Annotated in this window: 18 protein-coding genes and 1 pseudogene; 11 read left to right on the top strand and 8 right to left on the bottom strand. The window is 53.9% G+C overall.

Annotated elements, in window-relative coordinates; all coding sequences use genetic code 11:
* Positions 1 to 94: 94 nt before the first annotated feature.
* Both ACI7RC_RS07410 and ACI7RC_RS07405 read left to right on the top strand, forming a co-directional pair.
* Positions 95 to 652 carry a hypothetical protein gene (locus tag ACI7RC_RS07410; RefSeq protein ID WP_408107598.1) on the top strand — a complete coding sequence of 186 codons (558 nt, stop codon included), beginning with the start codon at positions 95 to 97 and terminating at the stop codon, positions 650 to 652.
* A gap of 33 nt (positions 653 to 685) precedes the next feature.
* Positions 686 to 1,141: pseudogene (locus tag ACI7RC_RS07405) on the top strand (amidase domain-containing protein); the annotation flags it as partial.
* 44 nt (positions 1,142 to 1,185) lie between these two features.
* On the opposite strand, the gene ACI7RC_RS07400 reads toward ACI7RC_RS07405, so the two are convergent.
* The 4 genes from ACI7RC_RS07400 to ACI7RC_RS07385 form a co-directional block, all read right to left on the bottom strand.
* The gene (locus ACI7RC_RS07400) at positions 1,186 to 2,076 is read right to left on the bottom strand and encodes a metal ABC transporter permease (protein WP_408107597.1); all 891 of its coding nucleotides are present in this window, start codon (positions 2,074 to 2,076) and stop codon (positions 1,186 to 1,188) included.
* On the bottom strand, positions 2,073 to 3,008 hold the full coding sequence (locus tag ACI7RC_RS07395; protein ID WP_408107596.1) for a metal ABC transporter permease: 936 nt from the start codon (positions 3,006 to 3,008) through the stop codon (positions 2,073 to 2,075). The genes ACI7RC_RS07400 and ACI7RC_RS07395 overlap by 4 nt, the downstream gene beginning before the upstream one ends.
* 4 nt (positions 3,009 to 3,012) lie before the next feature.
* Entirely contained in the window at positions 3,013 to 3,747 is a 735-nt protein-coding gene (locus tag ACI7RC_RS07390) for a metal ABC transporter ATP-binding protein (protein ID WP_408107646.1), read from the bottom strand.
* Positions 3,748 to 3,816: 69 nt separating this feature from the next.
* Positions 3,817 to 4,761 (bottom strand): metal ABC transporter solute-binding protein, Zn/Mn family, encoded by a 945-nt coding sequence (locus ACI7RC_RS07385; RefSeq protein ID WP_408107595.1) that lies wholly within the window; start codon positions 4,759 to 4,761, stop codon positions 3,817 to 3,819.
* A 279-nt stretch (positions 4,762 to 5,040) separates the two neighbouring features.
* On the opposite strand from ACI7RC_RS07385, the gene ACI7RC_RS07380 reads away from it, so the two are divergent.
* Positions 5,041 to 6,219, top strand: coding sequence for an MFS transporter (locus tag ACI7RC_RS07380; RefSeq protein ID WP_408107594.1), 1,179 nt, complete (start codon positions 5,041 to 5,043; stop codon positions 6,217 to 6,219).
* A 90-nt stretch (positions 6,220 to 6,309) separates the two neighbouring features.
* Positions 6,310 to 8,070: a DUF4850 domain-containing protein gene (locus ACI7RC_RS07375; RefSeq protein WP_408107593.1), complete on the top strand. Its 1,761-nt coding sequence runs from the start codon at positions 6,310 to 6,312 to the stop codon at positions 8,068 to 8,070.
* A 61-nt stretch (positions 8,071 to 8,131) separates the two neighbouring features.
* Here the strand turns inward: ACI7RC_RS07375 and ACI7RC_RS07370 are convergent, their stop codons facing one another.
* The 4 genes from ACI7RC_RS07370 to ACI7RC_RS07355 form a co-directional block, all read right to left on the bottom strand.
* A complete protein-coding gene (locus tag ACI7RC_RS07370) occupies positions 8,132 to 8,545 on the bottom strand; it encodes a VOC family protein (RefSeq protein WP_408107592.1) in 414 nt (137 codons plus the stop codon).
* Positions 8,546 to 8,639: 94 nt separating this feature from the next.
* Positions 8,640 to 9,515 carry a hypothetical protein gene (locus tag ACI7RC_RS07365; RefSeq protein WP_408107591.1) on the bottom strand — a complete coding sequence of 292 codons (876 nt, stop codon included), beginning with the start codon at positions 9,513 to 9,515 and terminating at the stop codon, positions 8,640 to 8,642.
* Positions 9,512 to 10,228, bottom strand: coding sequence for an ABC transporter ATP-binding protein (locus ACI7RC_RS07360; RefSeq protein ID WP_408107590.1), 717 nt, complete (start codon positions 10,226 to 10,228; stop codon positions 9,512 to 9,514). The genes ACI7RC_RS07365 and ACI7RC_RS07360 overlap by 4 nt, the downstream gene beginning before the upstream one ends.
* 4 nt (positions 10,229 to 10,232) lie before the next feature.
* Complete coding sequence (locus ACI7RC_RS07355; protein ID WP_408107589.1) at positions 10,233 to 10,613, bottom strand: GntR family transcriptional regulator; 381 nt, start codon at positions 10,611 to 10,613, stop codon at positions 10,233 to 10,235.
* Between the two features lie 210 nt (positions 10,614 to 10,823).
* On the opposite strand from ACI7RC_RS07355, the gene ACI7RC_RS07350 reads away from it, so the two are divergent.
* From ACI7RC_RS07350 to ACI7RC_RS07320, 7 genes are all read left to right on the top strand, one after another.
* Positions 10,824 to 12,422: a spore germination protein gene (locus ACI7RC_RS07350; RefSeq protein ID WP_408107588.1), complete on the top strand. Its 1,599-nt coding sequence runs from the start codon at positions 10,824 to 10,826 to the stop codon at positions 12,420 to 12,422.
* Positions 12,419 to 13,531 carry a GerAB/ArcD/ProY family transporter gene (locus ACI7RC_RS07345; protein ID WP_408107587.1) on the top strand — a complete coding sequence of 371 codons (1,113 nt, stop codon included), beginning with the start codon at positions 12,419 to 12,421 and terminating at the stop codon, positions 13,529 to 13,531. The genes ACI7RC_RS07350 and ACI7RC_RS07345 overlap by 4 nt, the downstream gene beginning before the upstream one ends.
* Positions 13,528 to 14,718: a Ger(x)C family spore germination protein gene (locus tag ACI7RC_RS07340; protein WP_408107586.1), complete on the top strand. Its 1,191-nt coding sequence runs from the start codon at positions 13,528 to 13,530 to the stop codon at positions 14,716 to 14,718. The genes ACI7RC_RS07345 and ACI7RC_RS07340 overlap by 4 nt, the downstream gene beginning before the upstream one ends.
* The gene (locus tag ACI7RC_RS07335) at positions 14,715 to 14,942 is read left to right on the top strand and encodes a hypothetical protein (protein WP_408107585.1); all 228 of its coding nucleotides are present in this window, start codon (positions 14,715 to 14,717) and stop codon (positions 14,940 to 14,942) included. Before ACI7RC_RS07340 ends, ACI7RC_RS07335 begins: the two co-directional genes overlap by 4 nt.
* A 93-nt stretch (positions 14,943 to 15,035) precedes the next feature.
* Positions 15,036 to 15,668, top strand: coding sequence for a DsbA family oxidoreductase (locus tag ACI7RC_RS07330; RefSeq protein ID WP_408107584.1), 633 nt, complete (start codon positions 15,036 to 15,038; stop codon positions 15,666 to 15,668).
* 291 nt (positions 15,669 to 15,959) lie between these two features.
* A complete protein-coding gene (locus tag ACI7RC_RS07325; RefSeq protein WP_408107583.1) occupies positions 15,960 to 18,092 on the top strand; it encodes an ATP-dependent Clp protease ATP-binding subunit in 2,133 nt (710 codons plus the stop codon).
* A 104-nt stretch (positions 18,093 to 18,196) separates the two neighbouring features.
* Positions 18,197 to 18,367 (top strand): YozQ family protein, encoded by a 171-nt coding sequence (locus tag ACI7RC_RS07320; protein WP_408107582.1) that lies wholly within the window; start codon positions 18,197 to 18,199, stop codon positions 18,365 to 18,367.
* Positions 18,368 to 18,490: the final 123 nt, after the last annotated feature.

Here is an 18,490-nt window from a genome sequence, read left to right as displayed (position 1 = left end):
GTCTCTCCTCGCCGCTGTCTGTATTTCCTTGCTCTATCAGGCTCCATCCCTAGCTGAGCCAATTGGGGAGCCAGAAACAGAAGTGAGGCAATTTTTGACGAAGTTGTATGAAGATCGCTCCCAATTTTTAATCAACGAGCGGCCCAAATCAATAGAGAAGTACTATTTGGAAGCAAACACCAGCCGCTATGCGAAGATACATGAGCAAAAAAGAAGTCAATACATCAACGCCTGGGCCAAGAAACGAGGCCTTGATTTCACGAATGCCGAGACCTCCCTTCGATTCATTCGCATTCGTACTGAGGGGGAGCGGGCAAAAGCCTATCTGATTCAAACGTTGAAACTGACCTACATATACGAGGGTCAACCGTTCCTGCCTCACCATTTTGGCATCGGTACCCGCCACGCCCTTACGCTGAAGAAGGTCAGCGGAGAATGGAAGGTGCTCAGTGAGTGGTACACGGATCCGATAGAAGAGGATATCGACATCATCCCTGCAGATGCGCCAGCAGATTCGCTCTATTCCCCAGCGAACAGTAAAAAGGAGAAAAAACAAGTGGAAGCCTTCCGCAGTTTGGAGAGACAAACGACGGGGAAAAAGAAGCGATACCACCGGGACCGTGCGGTAGCGTACGCACAAAAATACGCATGAGCTGCATGGGGGGCGGGGAATAACAATCGATACAACAAAAATTATCGGGATTATACGTACCTTGGCGGAGATTGTACGAATTTTGTCTCGCAAGTGATTGGGGATCCGAAAGAGGGCGGGGGTCTGCCGATGACGATGGGGTGGCGATACTGGTACAATTCAGGCGGCACACGGAGCTGGGTGCAGACGGATTCCTTTAAAAATTTTCTCTTGAACAGCGGGTACGGCCGGCTGATTGCCCGCGGGCATTTTGCCGACGTCGTAAGGCCCACTGACCGCTATCCCAAAGGGGCGATCAGCGTGCTTCAGCCCGGCGATCTGATCGCCTATGAATTTAACGGAGATGTCGATCATTTCTCCGTGGTCGTCGGGTATGACCGCTACGGTTACCCGCTGGTCAATTCGCATACCGGCGATCGAAATCTCGTTCCCTGGGATTTGGGATGGGGCAAGTCAACCAAATTTTTGTTTATCCACATCAACGATTGACATGCAAAAGAGCTGACGGGCGGCCAGCTCTTTTTGTCGTTGGTTTAATTGTCTGCTGCGGTCTCCCGGATCATTCGCCGCTGCTTCCACCTTCTCCAGAATATCCCGTGCGTGGGAGAGAAGAGGAAGGCAGCGACAAAGAAGCATCCTGCGACACTGATCATGCATCCCGCGATCGAGGCATCCAGCAGATGGGCCGTGTAATACCCCAGTATCGAACAGAGACTGCCGATCACGACACTGTACAACAGCATCCGGCTCAAACGCTCTGTGAGCAGATATGCCGTAGCCGGCGGCACAACCAGCATTCCGACCACCAGGATCGCTCCCACACTCTCAAAGGAGGCGACTGTCGTGACCGAAACAAGCCCCATGAGCAAATAGTGAAAGAGAGCGACCGGGATGCCCACAGCTGCCGCCATCATCGGATCGAATGAACAGATTTTAAATTGTTTGTAAAATCCACAGATGAGGGCGATGTTGAGCAGCAGGGCCAATCCGACGCCCCAGACCGCTTTTGGCCCTATGTTCATACCGGCAAATTCGATTGTGTTCCAGGGGACGTAGGCGATTTCCCCATAGAGGACACAGTCCAGATCGAGATCGATATTTCTCGTGTACAGGCTGATCAGCACAATGCCGATGGCAAACAGGGCCGTAAAAACGACTCCAATGGAAGCGTCCGACTGTACGCCGCTTTGATGAAAGAGTTGGATGAGGAGTACGGTGATAAGCCCGACGACTGCCGCTCCCAGAAGCATGACCAGGGAATCCCTGGAGCCGCTGAGCAGAAAGGCGATCACAATACCGGGCAGCACGGAGTGGCTGATCGCGTCGCCGATCATGGCCATTTTGCGCAGGACCAGGAAGCAGCCCACCAGGCTGCAGGAGCTCGCGACCAGCGCCCCTGTCAGCACGATCCAAAAAGTGCTCATGCGACTTCCTCCTTCTGCTTCAACTGTGAGGCCGTTTCTTCCCGGCTGACCTGTTTCTTGGCCGCCATGCGGATCAGCATTTTGGAAAGGGCCCCGCGGCGCGGAGCGAAGACGACGGACAGGACGAACAGGGCGGTCGCGGAAAGCACGCTGAGCGGCCCTGTCGGCAGGTTGTTTCCGCTGGCGCTGACGAACGTTCCGATCAAGCCGCTGAGCGCTCCGAAGGCACCAGCCAGGATGACCATCACGCCCAGTTTTTCTGTCCAGTACCTCGCCGAGACGGCAGGGGTGATCAGCAGGGCGGCCATCAGCACGACGCCGACCGCCTGAATGCCGACAACCACTGCGACCACGATCAGGAACATGATCAGCTGTTCCAAAAAGGCGACGGGATACCCCATGCCCCGGGCAAACCCAGGATCGAAGCTGAGCAGTTTGAACTCTTTAAACAAAAGGGTGCACACACCCAAGAGCAGGGCGCAGATGGCCATCATGATGACGACATCTGCGTATACCATCGATGCGGCCTGGCCGAACAAAAACTTGTCGATCCCGCTTTGGTTGCCGGCCCCGCTGTGCTGAATCTGAGTCAACAAAACAATGCCAAAGCCAAAGAAAACCGTTAAAATAATCGCCAATGCGGTATCCTGCTTAATCCGGGAATGCCGTGTAATGTAGCCGATGCCGAATGTAGCAAGAATGCCGGCTGCGGCTGCCCCGACCAAAAAGAACAGGATCGATTTGGCGCCGGTCAGCATGAACGCGATACAAACTCCGGGCAGCGCTGCGTGTGACAATGCATCTCCCATTAACGACTGCTTGCGCAAATAGGCGAAACTGCCGATCACGCCGCTGGACAGGCCAAGCAAAATACTTCCCAGAAGGATCCACTGTGTATTCGGATCCTGAATCATCAACAACCAGGTTTGCATGTCATCACCTCGCATCGACGATCAGCGGAGCCTGATCTCCCGTATCGAGCAGCGCCAATCTGCCGCCGTACGTCCGCTGCAATTTTTCTTTGGTAAATACGTCCTCGACGGGTCCAAAGTCAATCAACTGGACATTCAAAAGCAGCACCCAGTCGAAGTATTCTTTGACTGTGGCGAGATCGTGATGGACGACCAGAACCGTCTTGCCTGACATTTTCAGTTCGTTCAACAAGGTGATGATCGCTTTTTCCGTGGCGGCATCCACACCGACGAAGGGCTCATCCATAAAGTACAAGCTTGCGTCTTGAGCCAGTGCGCGAGCGAGGAAAATCCGCTGCTGCTGTCCGCCGGAGAGCTGACTGATTTGCCTGTCGGCGTAGTCGGCCATGCCCACTTTGGCCAAGCAGTCCAGGGCGGCTTTCTTTTCCGCGCTGCCGGGCCGCTTGAACCAGCCTAAATGACCGTAACGCCCCATCATTACGACATCCAGCGCGCTAGTCGGAAAGTCCCAGTCAACCGATTCCCGCTGCGGAACGTACCCAACCATGGACCGCTGTTCCTTATAGGGACGGCCGTAGATTTCTACATGACCTCCAAGGCGGGGGATCAGGCCCAGCACTGCCTTGATCAAAGTCGACTTTCCAGCGCCATTCGGCCCGATGATGCCGATTAACTTGCCTTCCGGGACTTGAAAAGACACGTTTCGCAGCACCGGTTTTTTCTGATAGGCGACGGACATGTCACTTACTTCCAATGGAATCTGACTCACTTTTTTCCCTCCTGATGATTTATTTCGGCATTCCGCAGATTACCGCAGGGCATTGACGATCGTATCTACGTTATGGCGGACCATCCCGATATACGTGCCTTCCGGCGTCCCTGCTTCGCCCATGGCATCGGAGAACAGCTCGCCTCCGATCTGAATCTCGTGACCTTTTTCTTTCGCACCCTGGATGACGGCGTCGATCGCTTTGCGCGGGACGCTGGACTCGATGAAAACAGCCTTGATCTTGTTGTCCACCAGGTAGTCCCGCAGATCGGTTACGTCTTTTGTTCCTGCCTCGGAGGCCGTGCTGATCCCCTGCAGCCCCATTACTTTGATCCCGTACGCATCTCCGAAATAGCCGAACGCGTCGTGGGCCGTTACAAGCACCCGGCTTTGTTCTGGGATCGACTTGATTTTTTCGGCAACCTCCTGGTGGAGCTCCTCCAGCTGCTTTATGTACGCCTCCGCATTCAACCGGTAGTCTTCGGCGTGGGCGCTGTCGAACGCGATGAGTGCGTCGCGAATGGTCATCGTGGCGCTGATCCAGTGCCTGACGTCAAACCAGATGTGCGGATCGTACTCTGTCCCCATCGCTTCATCGCCCAGCCTCAAATTGGCCGGATCAATCCCTGACGATACGGCGACGGTCGGTTTCTGTTTTGTCATTCGTTCAAAGATTTCCACCATTTTTCCTTCGAGGTGAAGGCCGTTGTAGAAGATGATGTCTGCCTGGTCGAGCTTGGCGATATCGCCTTGCGACGCTTTGTACAAATGGGGATCTACGCCTGATTTCATCAGTCCAACGACTTCTACATGCTCTTTGCCGACCTGCTGGGCGATATCCGTTATCATTCCGATCGTGGTCGTAATTTTGATCTTTCCTTCGCTGTTCTCAAAGGCGTCCTTTGACGCCCCGCATGCGGCTGCGACAATGGTCAATGCGATGAGAAGCAGTGTCGCGAACAGTCTTTTGCGGTTCATTGCCATACCCTCCAATGTTTCTTTTTTGCCATAGCTCACTATTTTTCCTTGGACAAATATATTGAACTTCATAAAACAAATTTGCCCTTGGGAAACATTAAGAGTATTCTATGTGGTAAAATTTACGATGTCAATACGATTCGAATTTTTTGTTAGGCGAAGATGACTTTGCACTCTATGCAACGCGTCCGTATCACCGGTATGCGCGAGCGGGGGCGTGCATAGAGATAGACTGCATCCCAATAAATCGAGCTGCCTCGCAAAGCCTGTGAAGAAGGTGATGGATTGAATCCAAGTGTCTATCTTTTGGCAGCAGCGTCGTTTGTGGTCGGGACTGTCGAGTTGATCATCGGCGGGGTGTTGATCTACATCGCGGCAGATTTGCAGGTATCCGTAAGTCAAACCGGACAGCTGATATCTGTGTATTCCCTGGTGTATGCCCTTGCTGCTCCGCTGCTGCTTTCGTTCACGGCCCGGATCGAACGGAAAAGGCTGTACATAGGGTCGCTTTTGGTGTTTCTAGCGGGCTGTCTCACGTCCGCGCTCAGTCCCAACTACGCCGTATTGCTCTTGTCACGAATTGTACTGGCAGCGAGCGGTTCGCTGATGACGGTGCTTTCGGTGACGATTGCGGCCAAGCTGGTCGCAAAGCCGTTTCGGGGGAGGGCGATTGGCCTCATCTCCATGGGGATCAGCGGTTCCTTGGTTTTGGGAGTGCCCATCGGAATCGTCGTCAGTCAATACCTTGGCTGGAGAGCGATTTTTCACCTCGTTTCCGCCTTGGCTGCGCTCACGCTCATCGGCGTCTGCACACGATTGCCGAGGGTGGCGCCAGAGCAGGTGCTGTCGATCCGAGAGCAGCTCCGTTCGCTGAAATATGCGAAAATCATCAGCGCGCATATGGTGACCGTCTTGGTGCTGGCTGGACATTTGACCTTGTACGCTTACCTCGCTCCCTTCCTGCAGACCGCCCTTCACCTTGGGTCCACCGGTATCAGCCTGGTTTACTTTGTATTTGGCATTGCGGCTGTAATGGGAGGGGGGATAGGCGGCTGGGTGACAGACAAATGGCCGTCGCCCAACTTCATCCTCGTGATCACCGGTGTATTTGCCTGCGCTTTATTTCTCCTGCCTTTCGCCACGTTTTTGCCAGCGGCATTCATGGCGCTGCTCGCCTTGTGGAGTTTGTTAAGCTGGGCCGTCACTCCGGCGCAGCAGCAGTATTTGATCAGGACCGCGCCAAAGACTTCAGACATCCAACTCGGCCTGAATTCCTCTACCAGCCATATCGGCATTGCGCTCGGATCGAGCATTGGCGGGTTGGTCATAGAAACGCACGGGGCAGTGTACAACGCCTGGCTCGGTGCCGCCATCGCAGGTTTGGCCTTTGCGTGTGCGGCCTACTCCATTTCCAGACCGGCTATATCGGAACAAACGGACATGGATCTATCGCGTACCGATTAAATACAGGCTTTTTGAAACGATAACGCTCAGTCCTCCGTCTAATGATATGGAAAATAATGACTGATATTAGGTGAAAAGGCAGGGGAGAAGATGAAGAGACGCAGTGGTTTTGCCCCAGCGTTATCCGCATGCCTGATGGCAGCTTCGCTTGCGGTTTGGCCGGCCTATGCTGAGGGAAATGCAGGCAAAGGAGGGACTGACGGACTGACCCTGGCTGCCGGCGGCAAGCAGAGCGCGGGCGATCGTCCAATCGCTGGGGGGGAAGAGGCGTCCCAGCAAAAGATATCGAGATATGTCGCAGAAAAAGTACATGAGGTGGGGCCCAGTACTCCGCTGGAAGTGCTGGTAGGCATTTCAGATCCGTACAATCTTCAGGAGTTCGCGGCCAAACAGTCGATTGTAGCAGTGAGCGACATCACGTTTGTGACTACCCGCACGTTTATGGCCAAGCTGACGGCAGAACAAATGAACCTGCTGTGCCAAAGGGAAGAGGTGTTCTGGATTTCGCTGCCGTCGGAAATCACCACCGTCGCCCAATCTGCTCCCGGGGACACCGACGGGAAAAGCAAGGCTGCGGAGACTCCCGTGCCAGTCTGGATTTCGGCAGGTACAGGACATGGACAAAATCAGGAAGTAGCCGTGTTTTATACTGATGAGGGAGGGAAAAATTGGAAGAAGAGCGTTTTACCTAAAGCGACGGCAACCGATGGCAGACAATTCGTTCATTTTGTCGATAAAAACAATGGCTATATTCTGTTAACCTCTTCCCCCGGGCTGGGGCAAATGGTGAAGGAATTGTACCAGACGACAGACGGAGGGAAAAGCTGGCACCGAATCGGGGATATCACGAGTCAAGTAGAGAGTTATCCGACCGGCATGACATTCAGAACTGTCTCTGAGGGCTGGATATCTTCCGTGTATCACGGACAAGACGGAACCCTTTTGTTCCATACTGCGGATGGCGGCAAGACATGGAAGCAGCAGATGCTTGATGTCCCGCCTATCCTGCAGGATCACTACAGCAACGTTTATCCGCCCGTTTTTTTCGGTCAGGACAAGGCTGAAGGCGTGGTCATGCTGGAGTTTGTAAAAGAAGGGAGCTCCTTGTATCTGCCTTACTTTACCGAAGATGGAGGCCGCAGCTGGCACTATTCGAAAAAAGCATTAGAAGCCCAGGATAATGCTCGGCAGGTCCAACAGGGAACTGTCTCATTCCAGATGAAGGAAGGGGAGCCAGTGGTAAAACTCCCCCTGTACGGCATCGCGGCAGACTACGCTGTCGACTGGCCTGAACCGGTCTCGATCACGCCCAAATCACCGCTGCCGCCTGTCCGGTTTGAGATTCCAGCCGGTTTGCAGCAAGAACTGGCGGCATATTGGATCAATCAGGGTGACGGAGAACATGGAATTTTGCTGCTGGGGCCGAAAGACTGGAAGGTGGTTGCCGCCTCCATCGGGGCAAACGGGTCGATCGGCATCCGCCTCCAGGATCCGGTCGATGAACATCAGACACTGAGCTATTACGATACCTCCGGTGGCTGTCAGGGCTGCGCCATTTCCAGTGTTGCCACCTATTTTCCTTCGCTCCGGGAGTGGGCGGAAGAGCAGGCGTTTCCCGGAGAGCCGATGACTTTTCAGAAACAGACCCTGTTGACCCCTAACGTTATGGCTTATGCCAAGGAGAATCCCTTTCCCGGTTACGAAACGAATGGCATGGCGTTCCAACAACACGGAGAGGGAAGCGCCTGGTTTCGCGCGGAGGAGATCAGCATTCGCGCCGACAAGCACGACCTTGCCGCCGCGATCCTTGATTTCTTTGCCGCCAGGTACGGCCAGCCCGAAGGCGAGTAGGGTAAAAGAGAAGCGAGGGCGACCCCAAAGCCGAAGCGCAGGCTTGCGGGGTCGCCCCGACTTATTTCATGACGCGAATTTTCGGCTGTTCCACCAGTTCAAAGCCGTTTCCGTCCGGATCGACAAACGTTCCTTCCACACCGCCCCAGTCCTGCCTTTGGGGTGCGACAGTGAACCGGACGCCTTTTTCCGAGAGTTCTTCATACGTTTTCTGGATGTCCTCGCAGTAGAAAACGTATCCGGTATGCTTCCCGACCCGGTCCGCCCAGTCGGGGCTGCCATACCTACCGCCGGGTGATACCTGAAAGAGCTGCAGACTGGTTTCGCTGTCCTTTTTTGGCGCTACCGTCAGCCAGCGAAAACGTTCGTCTCCCGCATCCATCGTGATTTCAAACCCCAACAGCTCATTGAAAAACCTAAGAGCCCGCGCCTGATCGGTCACGAATACCGGAACCGAATGGAGATGGGTGAACATCGTCAATATCCTCCCTCGCTAAAAAAGAGTTTCCCTATCCTAGCATGGCCTTCTTTTTGCCAGGGTAGTGCCAGGTCGAAAAAAGTCAGCCTTTCTATTTGTTCGAAAACAGATTGGCAGACCGGGAAGTCGCTTGGCTGTTGAGATATCTCGCGCCCAGCCAAAAACAGAGTGCAGCCAGCGGCAGTCCAGCAGCCAGCAGGGTGACATAATGACTCCAGAAGTCTGGCAAAAGGCCGCTTGCCAGCATTTCAGCGCTCATTTGGCCGGGAAGCAGCCATTCTTGCAGCAGTTGCAACCCGAACAAGTGACTGACGAATATGGGTAAAACGATGATATACGCCGCCGGATGCTTGTTGGTGATACTTGCGATTTGCTGAATCGTGACATGGATGACGACTGCCGTCATCGTGAGCAGAGCGGCGTGGGCGGTTACACTGAGAATGCCCGGCAGCACACCCGTCGGAATGGGCTGTGACCAGGAGCGAATGGCAACTCCTGCCCATAGGCACAGCATTCCTGCGGCGAAGTAGGCCAGCACGGCCGACAAGAAAGCGAACAACCGGCTTCCCAGCAGAGTTAGGCGCGAACGGGGAAAGGACAGCCACCACTGGCCCCAGTCTTTTCGTGGATCGGCATACATGAGCCGAAAGGAAAAAGTAGCGACAAAAAAATACACAGCCGTAAATACCTGAATCTGGCGTGTCACCAGCTGTTCCGGTATCGTTCCCATTTTATATCCCATGAAGGCAAAGACAATCATGAACGGATAGACGACAAGCTTTGTCTTTCGGGGCGCATGGGACCCAAAGTACCTCTCCACATCCTCCACCCGGCGGACCATGTACAGGCTCGCCAAAAGCAGCAGAAGCAGTACAGAGGCAACCTTTTTCCTGCTTGCGGACGATATGGGCAGCCAGGAGTCAAAATAGCTGAATTCCAGCAATCCAAGCTTTGTCACATACCTCATGAGAACACTTCCCTGTATCGTGATTCGACCGATTTTCCGGCCGTTCTCAGTTCCTCTACATCGTCTACGGCCTGGATTTGCCCTTCGCCGATCAGGATGAGCCGGTCAAACAGGTTCTCCATTTCCCGGATGTCATGGGTGGCGATCAAGAAGGTGCGTTCTCCATCGGCCAGGTCGGAAATGATCGTGGAAGCGATTTGCTCCCGCGAAATCAGGTCCACACCGGTAAAGGGTTCATCCAGGATGACGAGCGGAGCCTTCCGGGCCAGGCAGGTAAGCAGCTGCAGTCTGGCTTCTTCTCCCCGCGACAGGTCGGAGATGCGCGTACCCAGCTTGATCGCGAGGCGATCGGTCAAATACGCGGCCTGCTGCGGGTCCCAGTCCGGGTAGATCCCTTCCGCGAAGAACAGCCAGTCGGCAGCTGACAGCCAGTGGGGCAGGCTTTCCCTGTCCGGTAAAAACGCGATCTGGCGAAGCAAGGAAATACCGGCAGGTTTGCCGAACAATTGGACTTCTCCCGCGGACGGTTCCAATAGCCCCGTCAATATCCGCAGCAGCGTGGATTTTCCGGCACCGTTAGGGCCCAGCAGCCCGGCGATTTGACCGTGGCCAACAGTGAACGTCACCTCTCGCAAAATTTCCTTTTTACCTCGCCGCAGGGAGACTTGGCGGCAGTCGATCGCCTGATCTTTTCCTTTCGCTCCCATGTCCATCTCCTCATTCCTCCTCACGTTTGGCCAGATCGAGCAGCTCATCCAACGTGAGTCCGATCGATTCGGCCACTTCCCGCAGTTTTTGCACCGCGTCTTTTGCCAAAGCTCGTTTGCATGCTTCAATAACGTCTGTATTTTCCGTCACAAAAGTACCTTGTCCGCGAAAGGTGACGATCAGCTTGCTTCGCTCCAATTCCTGATAGGTTCGCATGATCGTGGTGGGATTTACGCGAATCGCGGCGGCCAATTCGCGCACAGAGGGAAGCCGTGTGCCAGGCACCAGCAACCCGCGAGCGATATCTGCCCGAATCTGCTCCACAAATTGTTCGTAGAGCGGACGTGACGGATCAATCCGAAAATGCTCAGGATTCCAAAAAGTGTCCATGCATAGGCCCACCTCTCAAGTGTGAGGTGTATGGATACTCGCCATACACTATGGTGTAAGTGTACGACAATTCACCATACACTTCAAGAGGATATCTGTAGAGAAGCTGTGGCGACCCAAGTATAGTTCTCCAATGTTTTAGCAAAAATGGATAAATAAGCTTCTTTTGCAATCACTGCCCATCCAGATCCTGATGCAAGGGGATAAGCCATGGATTTTTTCAAAGGTTCTCTCAAACAGCTCTTACGGTCCCGTCAGCAGAAAAAATCCAATCAAAAGCCGCCGCTGCCGGGCGGACAGCAAAAACCACTGTCCGCTCAATTAAACGCCAATTTGCAAGACTTAACCTCGATTTTCTCCGACAGTGCGGACGTCATCTTTCATAAATTTACGATTTTTGGACAGAAAAAAGCTTGCCTGATCTATATCAAAGGATTGTCCAATACAGAACTGATCGATCAGCACGTCCTTGTTCCGCTCACCGCTAAGACCCTAGATCCTGAACGAGTCGAGCGGCAGGGCTGTTCTCTCTTTGCGCTGATCAAGCGGAAAATCACGGTGTCCAACAGCAAAGAAATAAAGCAGATCGGCGAGGCGATTGCTCAAATTACGGCCGGAAATCCGGTCCTCCTGATTGATCAGGAAAGCCGGGCCATTTCGCTCGGATTGGCCAAGTGGGAAGGACGCGGGGTAGAATCGCCGGATGCCGAGCAGGTCGTCCGCGGACCGCGCGAGGGGTTTACGGAAACGCTGGAGGTGAATACCTCTTTGCTGAGGCGAAAGCTCAGGACGCCGGCGTTGAAAATGAAATCGCAGAAAACCGGGCGCTATACCCAGACCCAGATCATCATCGCCTATATGGATGGGATCGCAGACAAGACCCTGGTGAAGGAGGTTGTCACCCGGATAAACCGGATCGACGTCGACGGCGTATTGGAAAGCCGCTATATCGAAGAGCTGATCGAGGACAATGCCTATACGCCCTTCCCCCAAATGATCGTGACAGAGCGGCCTGACGTTGTCGCCGCCAATCTGCTGGAGGGACGTGTGGCCATCTTGATAGATGGCACGCCTTTTTCCCTGATCGTTCCCGTCTCCTTTTTTTCGCTGCTGCAGTCGCCGGAAGATTACTATCAGGATTACCTCGTCAGCACGGCGATTCGCTGGCTTCGCTTCTTCTTTCTCGGCGTTGCCATGCTGGCCCCTTCTGTTTACGTGGCCATCCTCACTTATCATCAGGAGATGATTCCGACCTCCCTGCTGCTCAGCATCGCCAAGTCCCGGGAAGAGATTCCGTTTCCGGCGCTTGTCGAGGCGTTTATCATGGAATTCATTTTTGAAGCGCTGCGAGAGGCAGGGATCAGGCTGCCGAAGCAGGTAGGTCCCGCCGTCAGCATTGTCGGCGGTCTCGTGATCGGTCAGGCAGCCACTGCGGCCGGACTGGTTTCTTCTCCCATGGTGATGGTCGTGGCGCTCACAGGGGTCGCTTCATTCATGCTTCCTCGCTACAACGCCGGGATCGCCCTGAGGATGCTGCGCTTCCCGATCATGCTGATGGCAGGAACGCTTGGTTTGCTCGGAATTATGCTGGCGGTTGTCGCCATCGTCGTTCACCTATGCAAGCTGCGTTCCTTTGGCGTTCCCTACTTGACGCCGCTGGCACCGTTTAAACTTTTGGAAATCAAGGACGCATTCGTACGGGCCCCGTGGTGGAAGCTGGATAATCGCCCCCACTTATCCGGAAAGTTCAACAAGCAAAGGCAGTCTGCCGGACAGAAACCGGGACCTGGCAAAGGTGATGAACGATGACAATTGAAAAGGGCAGGATTTCTGCATTCCAAATGGGTCTCTTGATGCTGCCGACCATCCTGGTCACGGCGCTTCTGCTGCTGCCGTCGCTGTCCGCGAAGCAAGCGGGCAGAGATATGTGGATTTCGCCTATGTGGGGCTCCTTGATCGGCTTTTTGACTGTGTATATCGTCTGCCGGCTAAACAAGCTTTACCCGAAACAGACGCTGATCGAATACAGCGAAACGATCCTGGGGCGGATTCCGGGAAAAATCCTCGGCTTCTGCTACGTGCTCTATTTTTTGTATACGGGCGGTCTTATTGTCAGGGAATACACGGAATTTGTCGTCGGCACGTTTTACACGTTAACCCCGATGATCGTAGTAGCCGCCAGTATTGTCCTGGCAGGCGCATATGCTGTTGCCGGTGGTTTGGAAGTGCTGGGCAGGTGCGGCCAGATCTTTGTTCCGCTGGGGCTCATCTTGCAGATATCGATCGTACTGCTGCTCATCCCCGACCTGAAACCGGCTCATATGCTGCCGATCATGGAGCATGGGATCGGACCGTCTCTCAAGGGTTCGGTTGTCCTGCTGACCTGGTTTAGTGAGTTCGTCGTCATTTCGTTTATGCTTCCCTATCTGACGGACCGCGTCAACGGCTTCATGTGGGGAACGATTTCTGTTTTCGTTGTTTTACTTTTTTTGGTAATCGAAAATATTGCCATACTCTTCCTGTTTGGCGATATCACGCCGGGTCTTGTTTACCCATTCATTGTGGCAGCCCGCTATATCAGTCTCGCCGATTTTTTTGAGCATGTGGAGGCAGTGGTGATGGCGATTTGGGTAACAGGCGCGTTTGTCAAAATCACTGTGTTTTATTACGTGCTTGCGCTTGCCGCCGGGCAGTGGCTGGAGCTCCCGGACTATCGTCCGCTCGTGCTTCCGCTCGGCTTCTTGCTGGTTGTTTTCAGTGTCTGGTCGGGGCCAACCCTGCAGCAGCTGACATCCCTGATCAGCACGTCGCTGCCGTTTCTTGCCCTGACGTTCCAAATCGCTATCCCCTTGCTTTTGCTGGCAGTCGCATTGATTCGGGAGAAAACTCGGCGGCGCAAGGAGGCAACCCAAGGATGAAGCTCCTGCGGTTCTTGCTTTTTTGCCAAATGGTATTGCTGCTGACAGGTTGCTGGGATCGAAGAGAAGTGAACGATTTGGCCATCGTTACAGCTGCAGGAGTAGACAAAAAAACGGGCAAGACCATCGAACTGTCGGTTCAAGTGTATATACCCAAAGCGGCAGGGGCCGGACCAAGCGGAATGGGGGGAGGCGGAGGAAGCGGTACGGCTCCGCAGACATTGGTCAGATCTGCTGTCGGGGTGACCATCGCCGAGGCGATGGCGAAGCTGCAGGAACAAATTCCTCGCAAGATCTTCTGGGGGCATAACGATGTCTTTATTATTGATGAGAAGCTGGCGAAGGAAGGCATTCGTCCGTATATCGACTTCCTGCTGCGGCACCCGCAAACCCGCGAGCGGGCTTTTGTGTTTATCAGCAAGGAGACTAGCAGGGAGATTTTAAGTCTGAACCCGCCGCTTGAAAAGAACATTGCGGATGTGCTGAGAGAGCTGGCGAAGTTTCAGATCGGCATGAAGGTGACGATAAAGGATTTGGCCCAAATGCTGGCAGGTAATACCCGGGCGGCGGCAGCCCCGAGAATCATCATGCTTTCGCCGGAAGAGGGCGAAGATGAAAAGAAGACGATCGCATATGAAAAAGGCTCGGCCATCTTTAAAAAAGACAAGCTGGTCGGATTTTTGGACGACAAGCTGACAAGAGGTGTCCTCTGGCTGCGGAATGAAATCAAGTCGACCACGATAACGATCGCCCCAAAAGAAGCAAAGGGGTTTGTCTCGATGCAGCTGCTGCGAAGCACAGCGGAAATCATTCCGAAAATAAAAGATGACGAGTGGAGCATTACCGTCAAGCTTGAAACAGAAGACGACATCGTGCAGAACACGACCAATCTGGATACGAGCAACCCTAAAGTTACCAGACTATTGGCGAAGCATATGGAGGAAGACATCAAGAATCGCGTGAAGATGGTGCTTGCTCAGGTTCAGAAGAAAATGAAGGCAGATATCTTCGGCTTCGGGGAGGCTTTTCACCGAAAGTATCCCAAGGAGTGGGACGAGGTGAAGGATCGCTGGGACGAGGTGTTCCCCAAGGTCAAGGTAAACATCCGGGTGAAAGTGTGGGTACGCCGGCCGGGACTCGTAACCGAGCAAGCGGATATGCCGAAAAAAGAGGTGAAAAAAGAGTGAAGGCAGCTTCGGTCCTGGGAATTACAGCCGTCGCACTTGTCCTGTTTCTCATTGAGTGGCCGAAGCTCAAGCACCGGATAAAAAGGGAGAAGCAGGCTTTTGCCGTCCTGACGGTCATCGGGTGGGCGCTTGCCGTCTTGTTGGTCCTGTATCCGAACATGCCTGGACCGTCACAAGTCGTAGAAAAATTGTTTAAACCCATAGGCAAGGCGCTGGTAAAATAGATGCACTTACATGAAGTGATCAACTTACGATTTGGATGATTTTGCTGTACACTAGACTGAGATTTGCCAACAGGCGAGGGGAGTAATTCTTTTATGATCATCGATATCTTTCAAGACACCATCTGTCCGTGGTGCCGGATCGGCAAGAAGCACCTGTTTGACGCCCTGCAGCAGTGGAACGGGAAACCGGCATCCATTCGCTACCGTTCGTACATGCTGGATCCGAACACGCCAGAGGCAGGACATCCTTTCCGCGAGGCGATGTTGGCTCTGACTGGAACCCCGCAGGCTCTCGACCGGATGCTCGAGCACGTGACGGCCGCAGGTGCCGCTTCCGGGCTGACATTCCACTTTGACCGCGTGGACAAGAAGCCGAATACGCTGGCTTCACATCAACTGATCAAGCTTGCGCCCGACGAGAAGACCGGCGCAGTCGTCGATGCCATCTACCAGGCGTATTTTGAAGCTGGCCTCGATATCGGGGATCTGGATGTGTTGGCAAAAATAGCAGAGCAGCAGGGAATGGACGGAAATGAGCTAAAAGCGTTGATCCAAAGCGGCGCGAAGCAAGCAGAGATTGAGCAAGACCTCCAATACGCCCGCCAACTCCAAATCTCAGGCGTCCCATTCTTCGTCATCGACAACCAACTGGCACTATCCGGCGCCCACCCGGTAGAAACGTTCCTCAAGGCGTTCGAGAAGGTCAACTCTCCCGAGAAAGAATAAGACATCTTTTTTCTCCCGCGACACAGCTCGCGGTTTTTTTCATCCTATCTAAGAAGAAGCTCCGAGAAACCGAAAAAAATGGAGCGAACGAGGCCTTGGCAACGCCTCCCCAGTCGGAACGGAAAAAAACGGCACACGCTTGTCGACCAAATTCTACGTTGAACAACCCCCAGTCCTTCCCCACCACCCATTTATTTCCTGTTGAAAGTCAAAGAAGGTCAAATTATAATCAAAGATAGTCAAAGTCAAATTTGATCAAACACTTTACATTCGACAGGAGGTATAGCATCCATGTTATGCCAACAGTGCAAGAAGAAAAATGCGAATATACAACTAAACCTGCAAATCAACCAACAAAAACAAAAACTACATCTCTGTGAAGAGTGCTATCAAAAACTTGGTTCCGACATGAGCGTGCCATTTGGATTTGGCCCGCTTGGAGGCATTTCCTCCATGAGCGACATGTTCTTCCCTGACTTTCCATTTGCCTCAAGCGGAAAGCCGGACCAGAGTGAAATGTCCGGCGTCCGCCAATCGGCCGGCATTCTTGAAGAGGCAGGGCGCGATCTTAGTCACGCCGCCCGCTCCGGCTTGATCGACCCGGTCATCGGTCGTGACGAAGAAGTAGACAGGGTCATCGAAATCTTAAACCGCCGCAATAAAAACAACCCCGTCCTGATCGGTGAACCAGGCGTCGGGAAAACAGCGATTGCAGAGGGCCTGGCGCTGCGAATTGCTGAAGGGAAGGTACCTGCCAAGCTGATGAACAAGGTAGTCTTCTCGCTGGACGTCTCCTCCCTGGTCGCCGGCACCGGCATCCGCGGCCAGTTTGAGGAAAAAATCAAGCAGGTCATCGCCGAGCTGCAGGAGCGCAAAAACGTGATTCTCTTCATCGACGAGATTCACCTGCTTGTCGGAGCGGGCTCTGCCCAAGGCTCAATCGATGCCGGCAACATCTTAAAACCCGCTCTCGCCCGCGGCGAGCTGCAGGTGATCGGGGCAACGACGCTGAAGGAATACCGGCTGATCGAAAAAGACGCCGCCCTGGAGCGCCGTTTCCAACCCGTCATCGTCAAAGAGCCCAGCCTGGAAGAAGCTTTCGAGATCCTGCAGGGCATCCGTTCCAAATACGAGGCGTTCCACAACGTTCGCTATTCCGACGAGGTGCTCCGCGCCTGCGTGGGACTGTCGCACCGGTATATTCCAGACCGCTTCCTGCCGGATAAGGCAATCGATTTGCTCGACGAAGCAGGCTCCAAGGTTAACCTACGGAGCAAGGTTTCCCAGGCAGACGAGATCCGCAGAAAATGGGAACAGGCGGCAGCGGAGAAGGAAAAAGCGACGAAGCGCGAGGATTATGAAAGTGCGGCAAAATGGCGGGACGAGGAGTTGGCCCTTCAGGCTCAATGGCAGGCGGTCGAAGAGGCAGCCCAGCCTGAAGTGCACGTAGAGGACATCCAGGAAATCATCGAAACCAAAACCGGGATTCCCGTGCGCAAATTGCAGCAGGCGGAACAGCAAAAGATGAAGCATCTGCCGGAGCGCATGTCTGAGCGTATTATCGGACAGCCCGAAGCGGTGGAAAAAGTGGCGAAAGCGATCCGCCGCAGCCGTGCCGGATTGAAGCCGAAGAATCGGCCGATTGCCTCGTTCCTGTTCGTCGGACCGACCGGCGTCGGGAAGACGGAGCTGTCCAAATGCCTGGCAGAGGAGCTGTTCGGGACACGTGAGGCGATGATCCGGCTGGACATGAGTGAATATATGGAAAAACACTCTGTCTCCAAACTGATCGGCTCCCCGCCCGGCTACGTCGGCCATGAAGAAGCCGGCCAGCTGACCGAGCGGGTACGCCGGAATCCGTACAGCATCGTGCTCGTCGATGAGATCGAAAAGGCCCACCCGGATGTGCAGCATATCTTTCTGCAAATCCTGGATGACGGTCGCCTGACCGACAGCCAGGGACGGACGGTCAGCTTCCAGGATACGGTCATCATCATGACCAGCAATGCCGGTATGGCGGAGAAGAAAAATCCCCTCGGCTTCAACGGCCAGGCGCCGGAAGCCCGTCCGGTCAGCGAGTCGCTGGGCGCATACTTCAAGCCGGAGTTTCTAAACCGCTTTGACGGCATTATTCCGTTCCACCATTTGACCGAGGCCGACCTGCTGAAAATCGTCGATTTGATGCTGGACGAAGTGATCCAAAGCGTAAAAGAGCAGGGAATCGAGCTGCAGGTAACAGATGCGGCCAAGCGCAGATTGGCGGAACTGGGTTACAACCCGGCATTTGGTGCCCGCCCCTTGCGCCGCGTAATTCAAGAATACGTCGAAGACGGGATCGCCGACTTGATCATGGAAGAGGAAGACATCGCAAAGATCAAGGTGGACGTAAGCGAAGACCGCATTGCCGTAGAGAAAGGAAATTAAACGAGATGCTTTGACCACCAACCTGGCGTTGGTGGTTTTTGCATAGCAGCGGCAGGAGTAGAGCAGAATAACCTCGACGATAGAAGCGAGGAGGATGCAGGATAGTGGAAAACAAGCACGCACTTTCAGCCGAGCAAAGCGAGCAATTGGCTGATACGACCTATCAACCGGCGGATCACGCCCGTTCCGGCAATGTCTCACAGGGGCTTGCCGAAACCCATCAGCTGGTGAGCGACATGTACAAGGAAGGTACGATAGACAATAAACTGCAATAATGCTTAACCGATGGTCCCGGGCGGGATGATCGGTTTTTTTAGCAAGTGGATCGTTCCGATGGTATAATGAATAGGTCTTTGTATTCCTAATCTTGCGAATTGAGCAGGGGAGATTCGAGCGAA

The organism is Brevibacillus sp. B_LB10_24 (assembly GCF_046036945.1).
GTDB lineage: Bacteria > Bacillota > Bacilli > Brevibacillales > Brevibacillaceae > Brevibacillus_C.
This window is presented reverse-complemented; position numbering and strand designations above follow the sequence as displayed.